Below are 19155 nucleotides of genomic sequence, written 5' to 3'. Positions count from 1 at the left end.
TCATTCCATGTTCAGTTCCTTGATCTTGCGCGTCAGCGTGTTGCGGCCCCAGCCGAGCAGCCGGGCGGCGTCCTGGCGGTGGCCGCCGGAGTGCTTCAGTGCGACGTTGATCAGCGTGCGCTCGAACTCCGGCAGCGCGGTGTTGAGGATCTCGCTCTCGCCGCGGATCAGCGTCGCCGCGGCCCAGTCCGACAGCGCCTGACGCCAGTCGCCGCCGCCCTCGCCGCCGACGCTCGCGCCGATCGGCGTCAGCTTCAGCTCGCTCGGCAGGTCCTCCATGTGCACTTCGCGGCCCGAGGCCATCACCGTCAGCCAGCGGCACAGGTTTTCGAGCTGGCGGACGTTGCCGGGCCAGTCGAGCTGCTGCAGGAAGCCTTCGACATCCGAGCGCAGCGTCTTCGGCTCCACGTCGAGTTCGCGCGCCGCGAGCTTCAGGAAGTGCGCCATCAGCAGCGGGATGTCCTCGCGGCGCTTGCGCAGCGGCGGCAGGTGGATGCGGATGACGTTCAGCCGGTGGAACAGGTCCTCGCGGAACTGCCCCTGACGCACCCGGTTCTCGAGGTCCTGATGGGTCGCGGCGATCACGCGCACATCGACCTTGATCGGGCTGTGACCGCCGACGCGGTAGAACTCGCCCTCGGCGAGCACGCGCAGCAGCCGCGTCTGCAGCTCCGAGGGCATGTCGCCGATCTCGTCGAGGAACAGCGTGCCGCCGTCGGCCTGCTCGAAGCGGCCCTGACGCGCGGCCTGCGCGCCGGTGAAGGAGCCGCGCTCGTGGCCGAACAGCTCGGATTCGAGCAGATCGCGCGGGATCGCCGCCATGTTCAGCGCAATGAACGGCCGCTCGGCGCGCGGGCTGTGCCGGTGCAGCGCGCGGGCGACCAGCTCCTTGCCGGTGCCGGATTCGCCGTTGATCAGCACCGTGATGTTCGAGCGCGACAGCCGGCCGATGGCGCGGAACACCTCCTGCATCGCCGGCGCCTCGCCGATGATCTCCGGCATCGGTCCGCCGTGATCGGCGCTGGCCGCCTGCTGGCGGCGCAGGTCGCAGGCGCGGCGCACCAGCGCGACGGCTTCATCGACATCGAAGGGCTTGGGCAGGTACTCGAAGGCACCGCCCTGATAGGCGGCGACGGCGCTGTCGAGGTCGGAGTGCGCGGTCATGATGATGACCGGCAGGTCCGGCACCTGCTCGCGCAGCCGCGCCAGCAGTTCGAGGCCGTTGATGCCGGGCATGCGGATGTCGGCGACGATCGCATCCGGCGCGCTGCCGCGTTCGAGCGCGGCGAGCGCGGCGTTGCCGCTGTCGAAGGCCGAAACCGCCATCGTCTCCCGGCTCAGGGCCTTTTCCAGCACCCAGCGGATCGAATGGTCGTCGTCGATGACCCATACGTGTTCTTTTCTGGCCATGGCGGGCTCTCGCTTACTCCAGCGGCAGCAGCAACGTGAAGGTGGTGTCGCCGGGCACGCTGTTGCACTCGATCAGGCCGCCGTGCTGGCTCACCAGTCCCTGGGCGATGGACAGGCCGAGCCCGGTGCCGTCGGGGCGGCCGGTGATCATCGGGTAGAAGATGCGTTCCTTGATCGCCGGCGGGATGCCGGGACCGTCGTCGACGATGTCGAGGCGCGCGACCAGCTTGTAGCGGCGCGAGCCGATCGTGCACTGGCGCGTCACGCGCGTGCGCAGCGTGATCGTGCCGGTGCCGGCGAGCGCCTGCGAGGCGTTGCGCACGATGTTGAGCACCGCCTGCACCAGCTGGTCGAAGTCACCCTGCAGCGGCGGGATGCTCGGATCGTAGTCGCGCACGATCTCGGTGCTGCCGAGCCCTTCGGCGACCACCAGCGTGCGCACGCGCTCCAGCACCTCGTGCAGGTTCACGGCCTGGCGCGCCGGCGGGTGCATCGGGCCGAGCATGCGATCGACGAGGCCGCGCAGGCGGTCGGCCTCGTGGATGATGATGCGGGTGTATTCCTTCAGGCGCTCGTCCGGCAGCTCGCGTTCGAGCAGTTGCGCGGCCCCGCGCAGGCCGCCGAGCGGATTCTTGATCTCGTGGGCGAGGTTGCGCACCAGCACCTGCGTGGTCGTGTGCTGCGCGATCAGGTTCTCCTCGCGCGAGATGCGCAGCTGCCGGTCGACCTGACGCAGCTCGACCAGCAGTTCGAGGATCTGCTCGTGCTCGACCACCGGCGTGACCGAGCTGTCGACGGTGATCACGTGCTCGCCGGGCAGTGTCAGCGTCAGCTCGCGCTCGGTGTACGGATGGCCGCTGTCGAGGCAGCGGCGCATGCCGGCTTCGAGGTTGTCGGCCCCGATCGCCAGATCGCGGAAATGCGCGCCGAGCGCCTGCCGGAAGGACAGCGCGAACAGCATCTCGGCCGCCGGATTCATGTAGACCGTGCGCAGATGACGGTCGAGGACCACGACGCCGGTCGTCAGGTTGTCCGTCACGCGGCGCGGATAATCGGTTCTCACCACGGCTGTCATCTCCGGATACATGCCGTCGGGTTTAGCAAGAAGTGGTCCAACCGGGTGCAAGCGCCGGAATCCCGTCCGGTTTTTTGGGCCGGCGCGCAGTTGCAGCGCGCCAGCGGCGGGCAGTGGCGCACGGCGATCCGGACGCGATGCACCATCATCAACCACAGCACCGCTTTGGTGCGCATCCTGGCGGTGCAAACCTTTGCTGCACGATCGTGCAGCCGGGCGGTCCGCGCCACGATCGCGCCCGCCAGCTGCGGGCAAGAAAAAACCCCGTGCCGCAGGGCACGGGGTTCCGGCGCCGGGCGGCCGCGTGCAGCGGCCGTCAGCGGAGCGATCTCAGAGGCTGTAGTACAGCTCGAGCTCGGCCGGGTGCGGGATCATGCGCACCTTCTGGACTTCCTGATTCTTCAGGCCGATGTAGGCATCGATCAGGTCGTCGGTGAACACGCCGCCCTTGGTCAGGAACTCGCGGTCCTTGTCCAGCTCGGCCAGCGCCTGGTCGAGGCTGAAGCAGACCTGCGGGATCAGGGCTTCCTCTTCCGGCGGCAGGTCGTACAGATCCTTGTCCATGGCCTCGCCCGGATGGATCTTGTTCTGGATGCCGTCGAGACCGGCCATCATCATCGCCGCGAACGCCAGGTAGGGATTGGCGGTGGAATCCGGGAAGCGCACCTCGATGCGGCGGCCCTTCGGATTCGACACGAACGGGATGCGGATCGACGCCGAGCGGTTGCGGGCCGAGTAGGCCAGCATGACCGGGGCTTCGAAGTGCGGCACCAGGCGCTTGTAGCTGTTGGTCGAGGCGTTCGTGAACGCGTTCAGCGCCTTGGCGTGCTTGATGATGCCGCCGATGTAGAACAGCGCCATTTCCGACAGGCCGCCGTACAGGTCGCCGGTGAACAGGTTCTTGCCGTCCTTCGCCAGCGACTGGTGCACGTGCATGCCCGAGCCGTTGTCGCCGTGCAGCGGCTTCGGCATGAAGGTCGCCGTCTTGCCGTAATTGTGCGCGACGTTCTGGATGATGTACTTCAGCGACTGCACTTCGTCAGCCTTGCGCACCAGCGTGTGGAAGCCGACGCCGATCTCGCACTGGCCGGCGGTCGCGACTTCGTGGTGGTGCACTTCGACGCGCTGGCCGATCTCGGCGAGCGCCAGGCACATCGCGGCGCGGATGTCGTGCAGGCTGTCGACCGGCGGCACCGGGAAGTAGCCGCCCTTGATGCCCGGACGGTGACCGGTGTTGCCGTCGCTGTACTGCTTGTTGGTGTTCCAGGCGGCTTCTTCGGAGTCGATCTGGTAGCCGACGCGGCCGATCTCGGTCGAGTAGCGCACGTCGTCGAAAATGAAGAATTCGTTCTCCGGGCCGAAGTACGCGGTATCGGCGATGCCGGTGCTCTGCAGGTAGGCCTCGGCGCGGCGCGCCACCGAGCGCGGATCACGCTCGTAGCCCTGCATCGTCGCCGGTTCGATGACGTCGCAGGTGATGTTGATCGTCGGTTCGTCGAAGAACGGATCGACAAAGGCGGATTCCGGATCCGGCATGAGGATCATGTCGGACTCGTTGATGCCCTTCCAGCCGGAGATCGACGAGCCGTCGAACATCTTGCCGCTCTCGAACACGTCCGCATCGACGGTGTGCGCCGGGACGGTGACGTGCTGCTCCTTGCCGCGCGTGTCCGTGAAGCGGAAGTCCACGAACTTGATACCTTCGTCTTTGATCTTGCTCAGAACGTCTTCGGCAGACATCTAGTTTCCTCCGCGATGAGAACGGGCTTTGACTCAGCGATTCAAAAACAACAAAAAGCATGAAAACGAAGTTTTCGGCGAGGCATCGGTTCAGCACGATACATGCCACTCGTGCCGAGGCACCCGATCCGGTCATCCGGCAGGGGGCCATGCACCGCCACGACCGGCTGATGCACGATAACAGTGCAAAAAGAAGTGCATCCGCACCGGCAGGGAGCGGTATTGACGGCTTGTTGCGCTTCACCCCTCGCGCGCATCCCGCGGCGGCGTATGTTGCCACTGCTGCCGGAAAAATTGCATCCCGGCAAGGTTCGGACCCCATCTGTGGATAAGTTTCTGGATAAACCCTCCGGTTATCCACATGGGCATGTCGCAGTGCAGCGCGAATGCCGGCAGCACCCGGCACGGCGCGGACGCGGCAACCCATGAACGCACCGCACGCAGCCGCACCGCACCGGCCGCGGGTCGGGCTGCTGCTGACCGGCGGCGGCGCGCGCGCGGCGTATCAGGTCGGCGTGCTGCAGGCGATCGCCGAATGGCTGCCGCCCGGCGCGCCGACGCCGTTCGCGGTGATCTCCGGCAGCTCGGCCGGGGCCATCAACGCCGCGCTGCTCGCAAGCCACGCCGGCGCCTTCGCGGCCGGTGTCGACGCACTCTCCCGGCTGTGGGGCAGGCTGGCCTGCTCCGATGTGTTCCGCACCGACTGGCGCGCAGCGCTCGTCAGCGGACTGCTGTGGACCGGCTCGCTCGCCGCCGGCGGCCTCGGGCGGCTGACGCCGCGCTCGCTGCTCGACAGCCGGCCGCTGCGCGCGCTGCTCGGCCGGCACATCGACTTCGCGGCGGTGCGCACGGCGATCGAGGACGGCACGCTGCACGCGTTCAGCCTCAGCGCCGCCGGCTACAACTCCGGGCAGTCGATCACCTTCTTCATGGGCCATGCGGGGCTGCGGCCCTGGCAGCGCACGCGGCGCATCGGCATGCCGCGGCCGCTGACGCTCGATCACCTGATGGCCTCGTGCGCGATCCCGTTCGTGTTCCCGGCCGTGCGCATCGGCTACGACTGGTACGGCGACGGCTCGATGCGCCAGATCGCACCGCTGTCGGCGCCGCTGCACCTCGGCGCCGACCGGCTGCTGGTGATCGGCGTGCGCGAGGAGACCCCGGACGAACCCGACCGGCCGATCCTGCGCCTCGAATACCCGTCGCCGGGCCAGATCGCCGGCTACATCCTCGACACGCTGTTCATGGATGCACTGTCGGCCGACATCGAGCGCGCGCGGCGCATCAACCGCACGCTGGCGCTGATCCCGCCCGAGCGCCGCGCGCAGCTGGCGCTGCGGCCGATCGAGATCGCCACCGTGTTCCCGAGCCGCGACGTGCGCCTGATCGCCGCGCACCACGAAGCGCACTTCCCGCGCTCGGTGCGCTACCTGCTGCACAGCCTCGGCGCGACGCGCGGACGCGGCCGGCCGCTGATCAGCTACCTGCTGTTCGAAGGCGGCTTCTGCGGCGAGCTGATCGCGCTCGGCTACCGCGACGCACAGGACGCGCGCGAGCGCCTCTGCACGCTGCTCGGCCTCGCACATCCGGCCGCCACGCTGCGGCCCTGAAGCCCGCTGCACGACGGGCCGGCCGTTCCCACGCGGGCGGTTTCACGTGAAACCGCCCCGGCCCGTGCGCCTGCGCCAACTTCGGACGGATGAACGGATATACTCGCGCGTCCCCGGCCCCGCCCCCGGTGCGATCACCGGCGCGGGGGGCTGTCGAGCGAGCGGAGAAAGCCAGCGTGCGCGATGTTTCGACGTTTCAGGGCCTGATCCTGGCCCTGCAGGAATACTGGGCCGAGCAGGGCTGTGCGGTGCTGCAGCCCTACGACATGGAAGTGGGCGCCGGCACCTTCCACACCGCGACCACGCTGCGGGCGGTCGGACCGGAACCGTGGGCGGCGGCCTACGTGCAGCCCTCGCGCCGCCCGACCGACGGCCGCTACGGCGAGAACCCGAACCGGCTGCAGCACTATTACCAGTTCCAGGTCGTCATCAAGCCCTCGCCGGACGACATCCAGGACCTCTACCTCGGCTCGCTCGCGCGCCTCGGCATCGACCCGCTGGTGCACGACATCCGCTTCGTCGAGGACAACTGGGAATCGCCGACGCTCGGCGCCTGGGGCCTCGGCTGGGAGGTCTGGCTCAACGGCATGGAAGTCACGCAGTTCACGTACTTCCAGCAGGTCGGCGGCCTCGACTGCCGGCCGGTGACCGGCGAGATCACCTACGGTCTCGAACGCATCGCGATGTATCTGCAGAACGTCGAGAGCGTCTACGACCTGACCTGGACCGACGGCCCGTTCGGACGCATCAGCTACGGCGACGTGTTCCACCAGAACGAGGTCGAGCAGTCGACCTACAACTTCGAGCAGGCCGACACCGCCTGGCTGTTCCGGCAGTTCGACCAGTGCGAATCCGAATCGGCGCGGCTGGTCGCGCTCGGGCTGGCGCTGCCGGCCTACGAGCAGATGCTCAAGGCCTCGCACACCTTCAATCTGCTCGATGCGCGCAAGGCGATCTCGGTGACCGAGCGCCAGCGCTTCATCCTGCGCGTGCGCACGCTCGCACGCGCCTGCGCGCAGGCCTATCACGATGCCCGCGCCGCGCTCGGCTTCCCGATGTGCCGGACCCCCGCAGCGATCACGGCCACGACCGGAACGGGAGCCTGAACATGTCGCAGGTGGAGACGAACGATCTGCTGGTCGAGATCGGCACCGAGGAGCTGCCGCCGAAGGCCCTGCCGGCGCTCTCGGAAGCCTTCGAGGCCGGCATCCGCGACGGCCTCGCCAAAGCCGGCCTGAACTTCGGCGCCGTGCACCGCTACGCCGCGCCGCGCCGCCTCGCCGTGCTCGTGCATGAGCTGCCGATGCAGCAGCCCGAGCGCCGGCTGGAGCGCCGCGGTCCGGCGGTGAGCGCCGCCTTCGGCCCGGACGGCAGGCCGACGAAGGCCACCGAAGGCTTCGCGCGCTCCTGCGGCGTCGAGGTCGCGGCGCTGACGCGCGTGGCGACCGACAAGGGCGAGTGGCTCGCGCACGTCAGCACCGAGCCCGGCGCGCCGCTCGCGCAGCTGCTGCCCGGCATCGTCGAGGCCGCGCTCGCGGCGCTGCCGATCCCCAAGCGCATGCGCTGGGGCGCACGCACGCAGGAATTCGTGCGCCCGGCGCACTGGATCGTGCTGCTGCACGGCACGCAGGTCGTGCCCGGCGAGATCCTCGGCCTGCCGACCGGGCGCGAGACGCGCGGTCACCGCTTCCACCATCCCGCGCCGATCGCGATCCCGAAGCCGGCCGCGTATGCGCCGCTGCTCGCCGATCAGGGCCGCGTGCTCGCCGATTTCGCCAGCCGGCGCGAGGCGATCCGCAACCAGGCGGTGCGCGCGGCGGCCGGCCTCGGCGGTGAGGCGGTGATCCGCCCCGAGCTGCTCGACGAGGTCACGGCACTGGTCGAGTGGCCGGTCGTGCTGGTCGGCAGCTTCGAGCCGCGCTTCCTCGCGGTGCCGAACGAGGCGCTGATCTCGACGATGCAGGACAACCAGAAGTACTTCCCGGTCGTCGATGCGCAGGGGCGCATGCTCCCGCACTTCATCACGATCATGAACATCGAGTCGCGCGACCCGGCGCAGGTGCGCGCCGGCAACGAGCGCGTGATCCGGCCGCGCTTCAGCGACGCCGAGTTCTTCTGGAACCAGGACCGCAAACGCCGCCTCGACAGCCACGTCGAGAGCCTCAAGACCGTCGTCTTCCAGCAGAAGCTCGGCACGCTGCACGACAAGTCCGGACGCGTCGCGCAGCTGGCGCAGACGCTCGCCGGCGTGCTCGGCGCCGATGCCGCGCTCGCCGCCCGCGCCGCGCAGCTCGCCAAGTGCGACCTGATGACGAACATGGTCGGCGAGTTCCCGGAGCTGCAGGGCACGATGGGCCGCTACTACGCCGCCCACGACGGCGAAGCGGCCGAACTCGCGCAGGCCCTGGAGGAACAGTACCGGCCGCGCTTCGCCGGCGACGCCATCGCCACCAGCGCCACCGGCCGCATCGTCGCGCTCGCCGATCGCCTCGACACGCTGGTCGGCATCTTCGCGATCGGCCAGCCGCCCTCGGGCGCGAAGGACCCGTTCGCGCTGCGCCGCGCCGCGCTCGGGGCGCTGCGCACGATCATCGAGGGCGGGCTGGAAATCGACCTGCACGCGACGCTGACCGGGGCCGCCGCGGCCTTCCCGGCGGCGCTGGCAGCCCCGGCGGCCGTCGATGCGGTGTTCGACTTCATGATCGAGCGGCTGCGCGCGTTCTACACCGAGCGCGCCGGCGAGCCGGTGCGGCCCGACGAGTTCGATGCCGTCGCCGCCTGCCGCCCGACCCGGCCGCTCGACTTCGACCGCCGGCTGCGCGCGCTCGCGGCCTTCCGCCGCCTGCCCGAGGCCGAAAGCCTCGCCGCCGCCAACAAGCGCATCCGCAACATCCTGCGCAAGGTCGAGGGCCGGCTGCCGGAAGCGGTGCGCGTCGAGCTGCTGGTCGAGGCCCCGGAGCAGGCCCTGCACGCCGCGCTCGCCGGACTGGCCGCCGAGGTCACGCCGCTGATGGACGCCGGGCGCTACGCCGAGGCGCTCGAACGCCTGGCCGGGCTGCGGGCGCCGGTCGATGCGTTCTTCGACGGCGTGCTGGTGATGGCCGAAGACCCGGCGGTGCGCGACAACCGCCTCGCGCTGCTGAACGAGCTTGGTGCCCTGTTCCTGCGCGTCGCCGACCTGTCGCGCCTGCAGGGCTGAGCCCGCATCGCGCCGCCGGAGCTGACGCCGGTCAACGGCAGGCTCCGGCGGCGCGCGCAGCATCATCGGTCGCCGCCGGCGGCCCGCATGACCCGTGACGGCCCCTGCCCGGGCTGATCCGTGATACCGATCCGCGTCCCGAAGCCGGCGCGGCGTTCCTGAGTCGATCTGATTGTCTGCGAAGCCTCGTCACCACCATGCCCCTGCTGATCCTCGACCGTGACGGCGTGCTCAACGAGCGCGTCGATCCCTGTGTTGCCACACCCGCCGCCTGGCGCGCGCTGCCCGGCGCGCTCGATGCCGTCGCCCGCCTCTGCCACGCCGGCTGGCATCTGGTCATCGCCGTCAACGAACCGGCCGTCGATCGCGGCCTGATGACGCTCGAAGCCCTGCACGCGATCCACAACGCGATGATCGCGCAGATCCAGGAGGCCGGCGGCAGTCTCGACGCCGTGTTCGAGCACCCCGGCCTCGATCCGCGCCACCCGTGGCGCTGGCCGAATCCGGGCCTGTTCGACTGCATCTCGGCGCGGCTGCGCCAGCCGCTGACCGGCGTGGTCGCGGTCGGCGGCTCGCGTGCCTTCGTGCGCGCCGCGGCCGCGGCCGGCGCCACGCCGGTGCTGATCAGCGCCACCGAGCCGGCGAGCGACGAGGACAGCGAGGTCGCGCACTACCCGAGCCTCGCCGCCGCCGTCGAGGTCTGGCTCGACACCGCCGGGCGCGAGGCCCACGCATGAGTGCCGGCATCGGGCTGTGGCTGCGCTCGGCGCTGTTTGAGGCCGGGCGCATGCCGCTCACGGTGATCTGGTCAACGCTGTCGCTGCTGACCGCGCCGTTTCCGTTTCGCTGGCGCTACGTCTTCATCAGCCAGTGGGCGAGGCTGACGCTCGGCTGGCTGAAGCTGACCTGCGGCATCGACGTGCAGCTCAGCGGCGCCGGGCACCTGCGCGGCGGGCCGTTCGTGGTCATGTGCAAGCACCAGTCGGCCTGGGAAACCCTGTACCTGCAGCGGCTGCTGGTGCCGCAGGTCTGGGTGCTGAAGCGCGAACTGCTGTGGCTGCCGTTCTTCGGCTGGGCGCTGGCGCTGGCGCGGCCGGTGGCGGTCGACCGGCGCAACGGCCGCTCGGCAGCGATGAAGAGCCTGCTCGCGCAGGGCAAGTCGCGGCTCGACGACGGCATCAGCATCATCGTCTTCCCGGAAGGCACGCGCATCGCCCCGGGCGAGCGCGGCACCTACCACGTCGGCGGCGCGCTGCTCGCGACCCACACCGGCTACCCGGTGCTGCCGATCGCACACAACGCCGGCACGCTGTGGCCGAAGAACGGCTTCCTGAAGTATCCGGGCCGCGTGCAGATCACGATCGGCGCGCCGATCGCGGTCGCGGGGCGCAGCGCCAAGGAGGTGCTCGCCGAGACCGAACGCTGGATCGAGACCACGGTCGCAGCGCTGCCGCCGGCGCGGTTGACCCCAACAAATCGAGATACCTAGACAAGAGCCGGCCGTCGGCAGGAGCGATCGATGCTTGAATACCTGCGCTTGAGTGGTGTCGGCCCCGCACCTGCACTCGAAGCCGTGTTCGCAGATCGCCTGAACCTGATCACCGGCGACAACGGTCTCGGTAAAAGCTTTCTGCTCGACATCGCCTGGTGGGTGCTGTCGCGCACCTGGACCGGGCTGCCGGCACGACCGCAGCCGGCGCACCTCCATGATGCAGAGATCGGCTTCTCGTTCCACGGCCGGGCGAAGCGCACAACCTACGTCAGCCGCTACGACCGCTTTGCGCAGGCGTGGCGCGGCAAACCCGGACGCCCGGCCAATCCCGGCCTGGTGTTGTACGCACAGGTCGATGGCGGCTTCGCGGTCTGGGATCCGGCACGCAACTACTGGCGTCGCGAGGATGGGGGGGAAGGACGCGAGCGGCCGGCAGCGTATCTGTTCAAACCCGGCGAGGTCTGGAACGGCCTTCGCGGTCCGGACATCCAGAATACGGCGTCAACCCTCGACAGCGACCCATTGGGTTTATTCGCGTTTCAACCGCGGTACTACTGCAACGGCCTGATCGCCGACTGGGCCGGCTGGCAGAGGGAAAACGGCGAACACTTCGAACAGTTGTGCCGCGCCCTCGCAACGCTCTCGCCCAGCCCTGACGAGGTGCTCGTACCAGGGCCGCTCGTGCGCATCAACCTGAACGATGCCCGCGACATCCCGACGATCCGCATGCCTTACGGCCAGGACGTTCCGGTACTGCACGCATCTGCGGGCATGAAACGCGTGCTGGCGATGGCGTATCTGCTGGTCTGGACCTGGCAGGAACATGTTCGTGCGAGCGAACTGCTCGGGCAGGAGCCGGCACGGCAGATCGTCTTCCTGATCGACGAAATAGAAGGGCATCTGCACCCGCGCTGGCAGCGGCGCGTGTTCCGCGCCGTGCTGGAAGTGATGAACGCGCTGCTGCAGCGCGACGATGTGCAGGTACAGATCGTCGCCGCGACGCATTCGCCGCTGATCCTCGCCTCGCTGGAGCCGCTGTTCGACGAACGGCGGGACCGTATCTTCGACCTCGAACTCGTGCCCGTTCCCGATGCCGCCGCGCGCGTCGAGCTGCAAACCCTGCCGTGGCGCCGTCGCGGCGAGGCCGACAACTGGCTGACGAGCGAGCTGTTCGGTCTGAAGAGCGCACGCTCGCTGGAGGCCGAACAACTGATCGAGGCCGCGGCCGACGTAATGGCGACCGGCGATGCCGCCGTCAATGCTGAACGCGCACGCGATCTCGACCGACGGTTGCGGCAGGTGCTCGGCGACACCGATCCGTTCTGGCTGCGCTGGCGCTACGTCGGCGAACGGCAGGGCTGGCTGTGATTCCGGTTGCCGCACGGCCGGAACCGGCGGACTTTGACAGACGCGTGCGCCAGCCCGGCCTCGCCTTCCTGGCTGGACAAGGCATCACCCACAGCGCCCCGAGCGGGCTCAGGTGGAAAGACCACTGGCGCCATTGCCTTGTGCACCTGCACGCCGCCTACGACGGAATCTGCGCCTTCCTCGGCGTCTACATCGAGCCGGTCACGGGGGCACGCACGGTCGAACATTTCCGGCCGAAGCGAACGCACCCGCAACTCGCCTACGAATGGAGCAACTACCGGCTGGTCTGCAACACGCTGAATGGCCGCAAAGGCGATCACGAGGATGTGCTTGATCCGTTCACGCTCGCGCCGGATACCTTCTGCATCGAATTCACGAGCGGCCGCATCTATCCGGATCCGGTGCTGGAGGCGCGGGAGCCGGTGACGTTCGCTGCCGCTGAGGCAACCATCAGACGCCTGCGACTCGACGACGCCGAATGTCGTGGTGTGCGCACCGCGCATTTCGGCGACTATCTCGCAGGGGATGTAAGCGCCGATTTCCTGCGCAGGCACAGCCCGTTCGTCTGGTACGAACTGCGCAGGCAGGGCTTGCTGTAACCCACCGCCGCCGCTGTGCTGCTCACTCGCCGTTGCCGCTCGTGGTGTGCGCGAACTCGAAGGCGTCGAAGCAGAGCTGCCCGTCGGGCAGGCCCTGCTGCGCGAAGCGCTCGCGCGCGGCGCGCACCATCGCCGGCGGGCCGCTCATGTAGACATCGAAGCCCGAGAGGTCCGGGTAATCGGCGGCCAGCGCCTCGTGCACCCAGCCGGTGCGTCCGCGCCAGTCGTCTTCGGGCAGCGGCTCGGACAGCACCGGCGTGTAGCGCAGGCCCGGCCGGGCGTCGATCCAGCCTTCGACCAGTTCGTGCAGGTACAGCCCGGCGCGGTGGCGTGCGCCCCAGTACAGGTGCACCGGCCGCGTGTGCGGTCCGCTGGCGTAGATCTGCTCGATCATCGCCTTCAGCGGCGCGAAGCCGGTGCCGCCGGCCATCATCAGCAGTGGCCGCGACGAGTCCTCGCGCACGAAGAAGGTGCCGAGCGGCCCCTGCAGGCGCAGGATCGCGCGCTCCTTCATCTCGGCGAACACGTGGGTCGTGAACTCGCCGCCCGGCACCAGGCGCACGTGCAGTTCGAGGAAATCCTCACCGCCCGGGCGGTTGGCGATCGAGAAGCCGCGCCGGCCGCCGCCACGCAGCAGGATGTCGACGTACTGGCCGGCCAGATAGCGGAAGTTCTCGCTGGCCGGCAGCTTCAGGTACAGGCGCATCACGTCGTCGGCGAGGCGCTGCATCGACACCACGCGCGCCGGCAGCGTGCGCACCTCGATGCCGGGCGGCATGCGCAGTTCGTGCAGCTCGAACACGAGATCGCTGCGCGCCCGCGCCTGACAGAGCAGCACGCGCCCGGTCTCGGCCTCGCGCGGCGACAGCCCCGGCGGCAGGCCCTGCGGATAGTGGTAATCGCCGGACAGCAGCCGCCCGGCGCAGGCGCCGCAGCTGCCGCCGCGGCAGCCGTACGGGATGTGACAACCGGCACGCAGCGCAGCGTCGAGCACCGCTTCGCCGGCCTCGACCACAAACGTGCTGCCGCCCGGCTGCAGACTGACCTGAAACCCCATCCCCGACCCCCGCCTCACCAAAGGCCGCGCATCTTCGCCGATCCGGCGCCGGTGCGGAACCGCACCATGGCGGCCATGCTGCACCTTGCAGCAGGCCGTGACCTTGCGCCAGCGCAAATCCGGATGCGGAGCGCCGGCGTACGTGCGGCTTGCCGCAAACCCGCTGGCAACGCAGGCTGACACCTCCTGCCGCCCGCCCCCATCCGCTCTCCATGCACGCCGATACCGCCGCCCTGCGCCGCCACGTCCTCGCCCGCGCCCCGCTGTGCGCCCCCGGGGACGGCCCCGTGCTCGGGCTGGTGTTCGTGACGCTGTTCGGGGCGCTGGCCCTCGATGCCGCATTCGGCATGACCGGGCAGGTGCTCGGCAGCCTCGCGGTGTGGGCGCTGCTGCTCGTGCTGCTCGCGCGCATGACGCCGGCCTGGCGGCGGACGCTGGTGATCGCCACGGCCTTCGCACTGGCCGCGGAGCTGTTCTTCTCGCTGGTGCTCGGCTGGTACGACTACCAGTTCCTGAACGTGCCGGCCTTCGTGCCGCCCGGCCACGTGCTGCTGTTCCTGCTCGGTCCGGCGCTGGCGTGCCGGCTGCCGCAGTGGCTGGTGATCGCCGTGCCGCTGGCCGCCGGCGCCTGGGCGCTGTGGGCGAGCCTCACCGGCATCGGGCCGTTCGACGGCCTGCTGTGCGCGGTCTTCCTGCTCGCCTACCGCTTCGGGCGCTCGCGGCCGACCTATGCGCTGATGCTGCTGCTGGCGCTGGCGCTGGAGCTCTGGGGCACCGGCCTCGGCAACTGGCGCTGGCAGCCGGTGGTGCCGGGCCTCGGGCTGGCGACGGTCAATCCGCCGCTGCTCGCCGGCACCTTCTACGCGCTGTTCGACATGTACGTGATGCTGAGTGCGCGTGCCTGCCACCGGCACTTCGGCGATCTGCCGGGCGCAGCGCAGCCGGGCGAGCGGTCACGCATGCCACCATAGTGACCGGTCCGGCGGCTCGCGGTGCTACCCTCATGCCTCTGGAGGCCGCGCCGGTACGCCCGGTGCATGGCTCCGCATGCGAGGACACCGTGACGGATTCCGGACAGGGCAACACGGCGCAGGGCCAGGCGGCAATGCAGGAGCAGCGGCTGCGGCAGATCGTCGACCAGGCCACCGACACCTTCATCGTCATCGACGCCGCCGGCTGCATCGCCGACGTCAACGCCCATGGCTGCCAGAACCTCGGCTACGCGCGCGAGCAGCTGATCGGCCGCCCGTATGCGCTGCTCGACCCGCTGCAGCCCCCTGCCCGGCTCGCCGAGCTCACTACCGCGCTGGCGACCGGGCCGCTGACCATCGAGACCCACCACCGCCGCAGCGACGGCAGCGAACTGCCGGTCGAGGTGCGCTTCGGCGCGCTCGCCACCGGCGACGGCCCGTGCCTGCTCGCGATCTGCCGCGACATCTCCGAGCGGCGCGCGCTCGAAGCGCAGCTGCGCTTCCAGAGCACGCACGACCTGCTGACCGGCCTGCCGAACCGCAACCTGCTCGAAGACCGCCTGAACATGGCGGTCGCGCACGCCCGCCGCCGCAGCCGGCTGGTCGGCGTGCTGTGTCTCGACCTGATCCGCTTCAAGCAGCTGGTCGACACGCTCGGCCACACGGCCACCGACGAGCTCCTGCGCCAGATCGCCCGGCGCCTGATCGGCGTCGTGCGCCCCGGCGACACCGTCTCGCGTCAGGCCGGCGACACCTTCGTGATCGTGCTCGACGAACTCGTCGCCGAGGAGCGCGCCAGCCAGATCGCCGGACGCCTGCGCGAGGCCGTGACCACGCCGCTGACCGTCGCCGGCCAGGAGGTCTACCCGGACGCCAGCATCGGCATCGCCGTGTTCCCGCGCGACGGCAGCGACTGCGACACGCTGCTGCGCCACGCCGCCGCCGCGATGCAGCGCGCCCGCCAGCACCCGCGCAACGAGCCGCAGTTCTACGCGGCGGCGATGAACACCTGGGCGACCGAGCGCCTCGGGCTCGAAGGCAAGCTGCGCCGCGCGCTCGACGGCCGCGAGCTGCTGCTGCACTACCAGCCGCAGATCGAGCTGAGCACCGGGCACATCGTCGGCACCGAGGCGCTGCTGCGCTGGAGGCATCCGGAGCTCGGCATGGTCTCGCCGGCGGAGTTCATCCCGCTCGCCGAGGAGACCGGGCTGATCCTGCCGATCGGCGACTGGGTGCTGCGCACCGCCTGCGCGCAGGCCCGCGCCTGGCGCGACGCCGGCCTGCCGGAGCTGCGCATGTGCGTGAACCTGTCGGCGCTGCAGTTCGCGCAGCCCGATCTGGCCGAGCGCGTCGCCGCCGTGCTCGCCGAAACCGGCCTGCCGGCGACGGCGCTGGAGCTGGAGATCACCGAATCGGTGCTGATGCGCGATGTCGAGGCCGCCGCGGCGATGATCGGCACGCTGAACGACATGGGCGTGCAGCTCGCGCTCGATGACTTCGGCACCGGCTATTCCTCGCTCGCCTACCTCAAGCGCTTCCGCATCCAGCGGCTGAAGATCGACCGCAGCTTCGTGCGCGACATCACCACCGACCCCGACGACGCCGCGATCACGCTGGCGGTGATCGCCCTCGCGCACAGCCTGCGCAAGTCGGTGATCGCCGAAGGCGTCGAGACCGAGGAACAGCGCCACTTCCTCAGCGAGCGCGGCTGCGACGAGGTGCAGGGCTTCTACTTCAGCCGGCCGCTGCCGGCCGAGGAGCTGACCGAGCTGCTCGCCGGCCGCCGTGCCCTCGCCAACGGCCTCGGCGGCGCCGAGACCGAAGAGCCGCCGACCGTGCTGCTGGTCGATGACGATCCGGTGTTCACGACCTTCGGCTGCTCGGTGCTGCGCAACGAGGCCTGCCGCGTGCTGAGCGCCCGCAGCGGCCGCGAGGCGCTCGACCTGCTGGCGCGCAACCGCGTCGATGTCATCGTCTCCGACCAGGTCATGCCGGAGATGGACGGCGCCGACTTCCTGCGCCGCACGCGCGCGCTGTACCCCAATGCCTGCCGGATCATGCTGAGCGGCTCGACTTCGCTGCAGAGCCTGATCAGCAGCATCAACGAGGGCGGCATCCACAAGTTCCTCGAAAAACCGGTGACGCCGGAGCGCCTGCGCACGACGGTGCGCGAGGCACTGGCGCGGCGCACGCCACCGACCGGCTGACGGCGCGGCCCCCGGCTGTGGCAGCATGCCGTCCGCGCACCGCCCGGTGCGCTGCAGCAACGCCGGGAGGCGACGCCATGGACTGCCGGATACTCACCGCCGCCACCACCGTGTCCCTCGCGCCGGGAGCCTGTCCGTGAAGCGCCGCGAGCGGAGCTGGCCGCAGCGCGTGCTGCTGCGCTTCCTGCCGTGGGCGGCGGTGACGCTGCTGGTCGCAGGCTTTGCGCTGGAGCGCATGGAGCGCGCAGCGCTCGATCCGCTCGAAGCCGCACAGGAGCGCGCGATCGTGCGCGGCGGCCGGGTGCTCGCGGCCGCGCTCGGACACCTCGGCCGCGACATCGACATCCTCGCGCACCATGACGCGCTGCTCGCGGCGATCGCCGACGACGGTGCCGATCCCGGGCACCTGCAGCGGCTGACCGAGCTGTTCCACGCCTTCTCGGCCGCCAGCCGCGACTACGACCAGATCCGCTGGCTGGACCGGACCGGCCGCGAGCGCGTGCGCGTCGACCTGCGCGATGACGAGCCGTACACCATCCCGGCCGCCGAACTGCAGCTGAAGGCCGACCGGCCGTACTTCCGCGACACCATCGGCCTGCGTCCCGGCGAGGTCTACCTGTCACCGCTCGACCTCAACGTCGAGCGCGGCGCGATCGAGCTGCCGCACAAGCCGATGCTGCGCCTGGCCACGCCGCTGTTCGACGAGCGCGGCGCGCCGCGCGGCGTGCTGGTCATGAACTACCTGGCCGGACCGGTGCTGGCGCAGCTGTCACGGCCGACCGAAACCGGCACGGTCGCGATGCTCGTCAACACCGACGGCTACTGGCTGGTCGCCCGCGATCCGCGCCTGAGCTTCGGCTTCCAGCTGGAGCGGCCGGAGCTGACGCTCGCCCGGCAGGCCCCGGCGGTCTGGGCGCAGATGCAGCAGCGCGATGCCGGCAGCCTGCGCGCCGAAGGCGGCCTGTGGAGCTGGGACACCTTCCGCCCGTCCCTGCGCCTGCGCGGCGAGACGCGCGTGCAGGATCGCTGGAAGATCATCACCTTCGTGCCCGAGGACCAGCTCGCGGCGCGGGAGCGCATGGCGCGCTGGGAAGTCGGCGCCGTGACGCTGCTGCTGCTCGGACTGGCGCTGTTCGTGTCGATCCGCCTCGCGCAGGCGGCACGCCAGAACGAGCAGGCGCAGGCCGCGCTCGCCGAGCGCTCGCGCTCGCTGACCCAGGCCAACGAGGCGCTGGCCGAGACCAATGCCGAGCTGCACGCGACGCTCAGCCGTCTGACGCGGACGCAGTCCGAACTCGTGCAGGCCGAGAAGCTCGCCTCGCTCGGCCTGATGGTCGCCGGCGTCGCGCACGAGCTGAACACCCCGGTCGGCGCGGCGCTGGTGACGGTCTCGGCGCTCGATCGCGAGGCCGTCAGGCTCGCCGGGCAGCTGAAATCCGGCCTGAAGAAATCCGACCTCGAAGCCTTCCTCACCCATGGCGTCGAGGGACGCGGCATCGTCACCGACAACCTGCAGCGCGCCGCGGCGCTGATCCGCAGCTTCAAGCAGCTCGCCACCGACCGCGCCAGCACCGAGCGGCGCGAGTTCACGCTCGATGAGCTGGTCGAGGACATGCTGCGCACGCTGCACCCGCGCCTGAAGCACCTGCCGCACCGCATCGAGACCGACATTCCGGCCGGCCTGCACTTCGACAGCTACCCCGGGCCGCTCGGTCAGGTCGTGCAGAACCTGATCGACAACGCCCTCGCCCACGCCTTCCACGACCACCCGCACGGCACGATCCGGCTGCGCGCGAGTGCCGGGGCCGAAGACGCGACCGAGGTGCGCATCGAGGTCGAGGACGACGGTTCCGGCATCCCGCCCGAGCATCTGCCGCGCATCTTCGATCCGTTCTTCACGACCCGGCGCGGGCGCGGCGGCACCGGCCTCGGCCTGCACCTGTCGCACCAGTTCGCGCACGGCCTGCTCGGCGGCCGGCTGCAGGTCGCGAGCCGCGTCGGCATCGGCACCTGCTTCACGCTGATCGTGCCGCGCATCGCCCCGGCCGCACCCGACGCGGAACCCGCCGCCGCACCGCCGGCATGAACTGCCGCCCCGGCTGCGGCGCCTGCTGCATCGCGCCGTCGATCAGCAGCCCGATCCCCGGCATGCCCGTCGGCAAGCCGGCCGGCGTGCGCTGCGTGCAGCTCGATGATCAGCAACGCTGCCGGCTGTTCGGCCGGCCGGAGCGCCCGGCCGTGTGCACCTCGCTGCGGCCGGAGGCGGCGATGTGCGGCGCGGACCGCGCGCAGGCGCTGTTGCGGCTGGCGCGGCTGGAGGCGCTGACACGGCCCCTGGACAGTCAGGGTCCGTGATGGCCAGCGCCGGGTTCATGATCAGAAGCCTTGCACGCTCGATGCCGCAGCGCTTTCACCCGGCACCGCCCT

The 19155-nt window shown here is 70.3% G+C and carries 15 protein-coding genes; 11 read left to right on the top strand and 4 right to left on the bottom strand.

Going from position 1 to position 19155, the window contains the following annotated elements; translation table 11 throughout:
• The 3 genes from glnG to glnA all read right to left on the bottom strand — a co-directional run bounded on the left by glnG (position 1) and on the right by glnA (position 4225).
• Positions 1 to 1410: a nitrogen regulation protein NR(I) gene (gene glnG, locus PKE44_RS04425; protein WP_324548479.1), complete on the bottom strand. Its 1410-nt coding sequence runs from the start codon at positions 1408 to 1410 to the stop codon at positions 1 to 3.
• A gap of 13 nt (positions 1411 to 1423) precedes the next feature.
• Positions 1424 to 2485, bottom strand: a complete 1062-nt coding sequence (gene glnL, locus PKE44_RS04420; protein WP_324548478.1) for a nitrogen regulation protein NR(II) — start codon at positions 2483 to 2485, stop codon at positions 1424 to 1426.
• Between the two features lie 330 nt (positions 2486 to 2815).
• Positions 2816 to 4225, bottom strand: a complete 1410-nt coding sequence (glnA, locus tag PKE44_RS04415) for a glutamate--ammonia ligase (protein WP_324548477.1) — start codon at positions 4223 to 4225, stop codon at positions 2816 to 2818.
• Positions 4226 to 4650: 425 nt separating this feature from the next.
• On the opposite strand from glnA, the gene PKE44_RS04410 reads away from it, so the two are divergent.
• From PKE44_RS04410 to PKE44_RS04380, 7 genes are all read left to right on the top strand, one after another.
• Positions 4651 to 5835, top strand: a complete 1185-nt coding sequence (locus PKE44_RS04410) for a patatin-like phospholipase family protein (protein ID WP_324548476.1) — start codon at positions 4651 to 4653, stop codon at positions 5833 to 5835.
• A gap of 176 nt (positions 5836 to 6011) precedes the next feature.
• The gene (gene glyQ, locus PKE44_RS04405; RefSeq protein ID WP_324548475.1) at positions 6012 to 6941 is read left to right on the top strand and encodes a glycine--tRNA ligase subunit alpha; all 930 of its coding nucleotides are present in this window, start codon (positions 6012 to 6014) and stop codon (positions 6939 to 6941) included.
• A 2-nt stretch (positions 6942 to 6943) separates the two neighbouring features.
• Positions 6944 to 9034: a glycine--tRNA ligase subunit beta gene (gene glyS / locus PKE44_RS04400; RefSeq protein WP_324548474.1), complete on the top strand. Its 2091-nt coding sequence runs from the start codon at positions 6944 to 6946 to the stop codon at positions 9032 to 9034.
• Between the two features lie 197 nt (positions 9035 to 9231).
• Complete coding sequence (locus PKE44_RS04395) at positions 9232 to 9771, top strand: HAD-IIIA family hydrolase (protein WP_324548473.1); 540 nt, start codon at positions 9232 to 9234, stop codon at positions 9769 to 9771.
• Positions 9768 to 10523, top strand: coding sequence for a lysophospholipid acyltransferase family protein (locus tag PKE44_RS04390; RefSeq protein WP_324548472.1), 756 nt, complete (start codon positions 9768 to 9770; stop codon positions 10521 to 10523). The genes PKE44_RS04395 and PKE44_RS04390 overlap by 4 nt, the downstream gene beginning before the upstream one ends.
• Positions 10524 to 10685: 162 nt before the next feature.
• The gene (locus PKE44_RS04385; protein ID WP_324548471.1) at positions 10686 to 11894 is read left to right on the top strand and encodes an AAA family ATPase; all 1209 of its coding nucleotides are present in this window, start codon (positions 10686 to 10688) and stop codon (positions 11892 to 11894) included.
• Between the two features lie 44 nt (positions 11895 to 11938).
• Positions 11939 to 12493 (top strand): hypothetical protein, encoded by a 555-nt coding sequence (locus PKE44_RS04380; protein ID WP_324548469.1) that lies wholly within the window; start codon positions 11939 to 11941, stop codon positions 12491 to 12493.
• Between the two features lie 22 nt (positions 12494 to 12515).
• Here the strand turns inward: PKE44_RS04380 and PKE44_RS04375 are convergent, their stop codons facing one another.
• Positions 12516 to 13550, bottom strand: coding sequence for a CDP-6-deoxy-delta-3,4-glucoseen reductase (locus tag PKE44_RS04375; RefSeq protein ID WP_324548468.1), 1035 nt, complete (start codon positions 13548 to 13550; stop codon positions 12516 to 12518).
• Positions 13551 to 13762: 212 nt separating this feature from the next.
• On the opposite strand from PKE44_RS04375, the gene PKE44_RS04370 reads away from it, so the two are divergent.
• The 4 genes from PKE44_RS04370 to PKE44_RS04355 all read left to right on the top strand — a co-directional run bounded on the left by PKE44_RS04370 (position 13763) and on the right by PKE44_RS04355 (position 19083).
• Complete coding sequence (locus tag PKE44_RS04370) at positions 13763 to 14521, top strand: hypothetical protein (RefSeq protein ID WP_324548467.1); 759 nt, start codon at positions 13763 to 13765, stop codon at positions 14519 to 14521.
• A gap of 89 nt (positions 14522 to 14610) precedes the next feature.
• Positions 14611 to 16728, top strand: coding sequence for an EAL domain-containing protein (locus PKE44_RS04365; RefSeq protein WP_324548466.1), 2118 nt, complete (start codon positions 14611 to 14613; stop codon positions 16726 to 16728).
• Between the two features lie 136 nt (positions 16729 to 16864).
• Positions 16865 to 18814 carry an ATP-binding protein gene (locus PKE44_RS04360; RefSeq protein WP_324548464.1) on the top strand — a complete coding sequence of 650 codons (1950 nt, stop codon included), beginning with the start codon at positions 16865 to 16867 and terminating at the stop codon, positions 18812 to 18814.
• Positions 18811 to 19083: a YkgJ family cysteine cluster protein gene (locus PKE44_RS04355; protein ID WP_324548463.1), complete on the top strand. Its 273-nt coding sequence runs from the start codon at positions 18811 to 18813 to the stop codon at positions 19081 to 19083. Before PKE44_RS04360 ends, PKE44_RS04355 begins: the two co-directional genes overlap by 4 nt.
• The last annotated feature ends 72 nt before the right edge of the window (positions 19084 to 19155 follow it).

Source organism: Plasticicumulans sp., from assembly GCF_035331805.1.
Lineage (GTDB): Bacteria > Pseudomonadota > Gammaproteobacteria > Competibacterales > Competibacteraceae > Plasticicumulans.
This window is presented reverse-complemented; position numbering and strand designations above follow the sequence as displayed.

Excerpts from the sequence above, each read along its gene's own strand:
- glnG (WP_324548479.1), bottom strand. The coding sequence starts at position 1,410 with ATGGCCAGAAAAGAACACGTATGGGTCATCGACGACGACCATTCGATC.
- glnL (WP_324548478.1), bottom strand. The coding sequence starts at position 2,485 with ATGACAGCCGTGGTGAGAACCGATTATCCGCGCCGCGTGACGGACAAC.
- glnA (WP_324548477.1), bottom strand. The coding sequence starts at position 4,225 with ATGTCTGCCGAAGACGTTCTGAGCAAGATCAAAGACGAAGGTATCAAG.
- PKE44_RS04410 (WP_324548476.1), top strand. The coding sequence starts at position 4,651 with ATGAACGCACCGCACGCAGCCGCACCGCACCGGCCGCGGGTCGGGCTG.
- glyS (WP_324548474.1), top strand. The coding sequence starts at position 6,944 with ATGTCGCAGGTGGAGACGAACGATCTGCTGGTCGAGATCGGCACCGAG.
- PKE44_RS04395 (WP_324548473.1), top strand. The coding sequence starts at position 9,232 with ATGCCCCTGCTGATCCTCGACCGTGACGGCGTGCTCAACGAGCGCGTC.
- PKE44_RS04390 (WP_324548472.1), top strand. The coding sequence starts at position 9,768 with ATGAGTGCCGGCATCGGGCTGTGGCTGCGCTCGGCGCTGTTTGAGGCC.
- PKE44_RS04375 (WP_324548468.1), bottom strand. The coding sequence starts at position 13,550 with ATGGGGTTTCAGGTCAGTCTGCAGCCGGGCGGCAGCACGTTTGTGGTC.
- PKE44_RS04370 (WP_324548467.1), top strand. The coding sequence starts at position 13,763 with ATGCACGCCGATACCGCCGCCCTGCGCCGCCACGTCCTCGCCCGCGCC.
- PKE44_RS04355 (WP_324548463.1), top strand. The coding sequence starts at position 18,811 with ATGAACTGCCGCCCCGGCTGCGGCGCCTGCTGCATCGCGCCGTCGATC.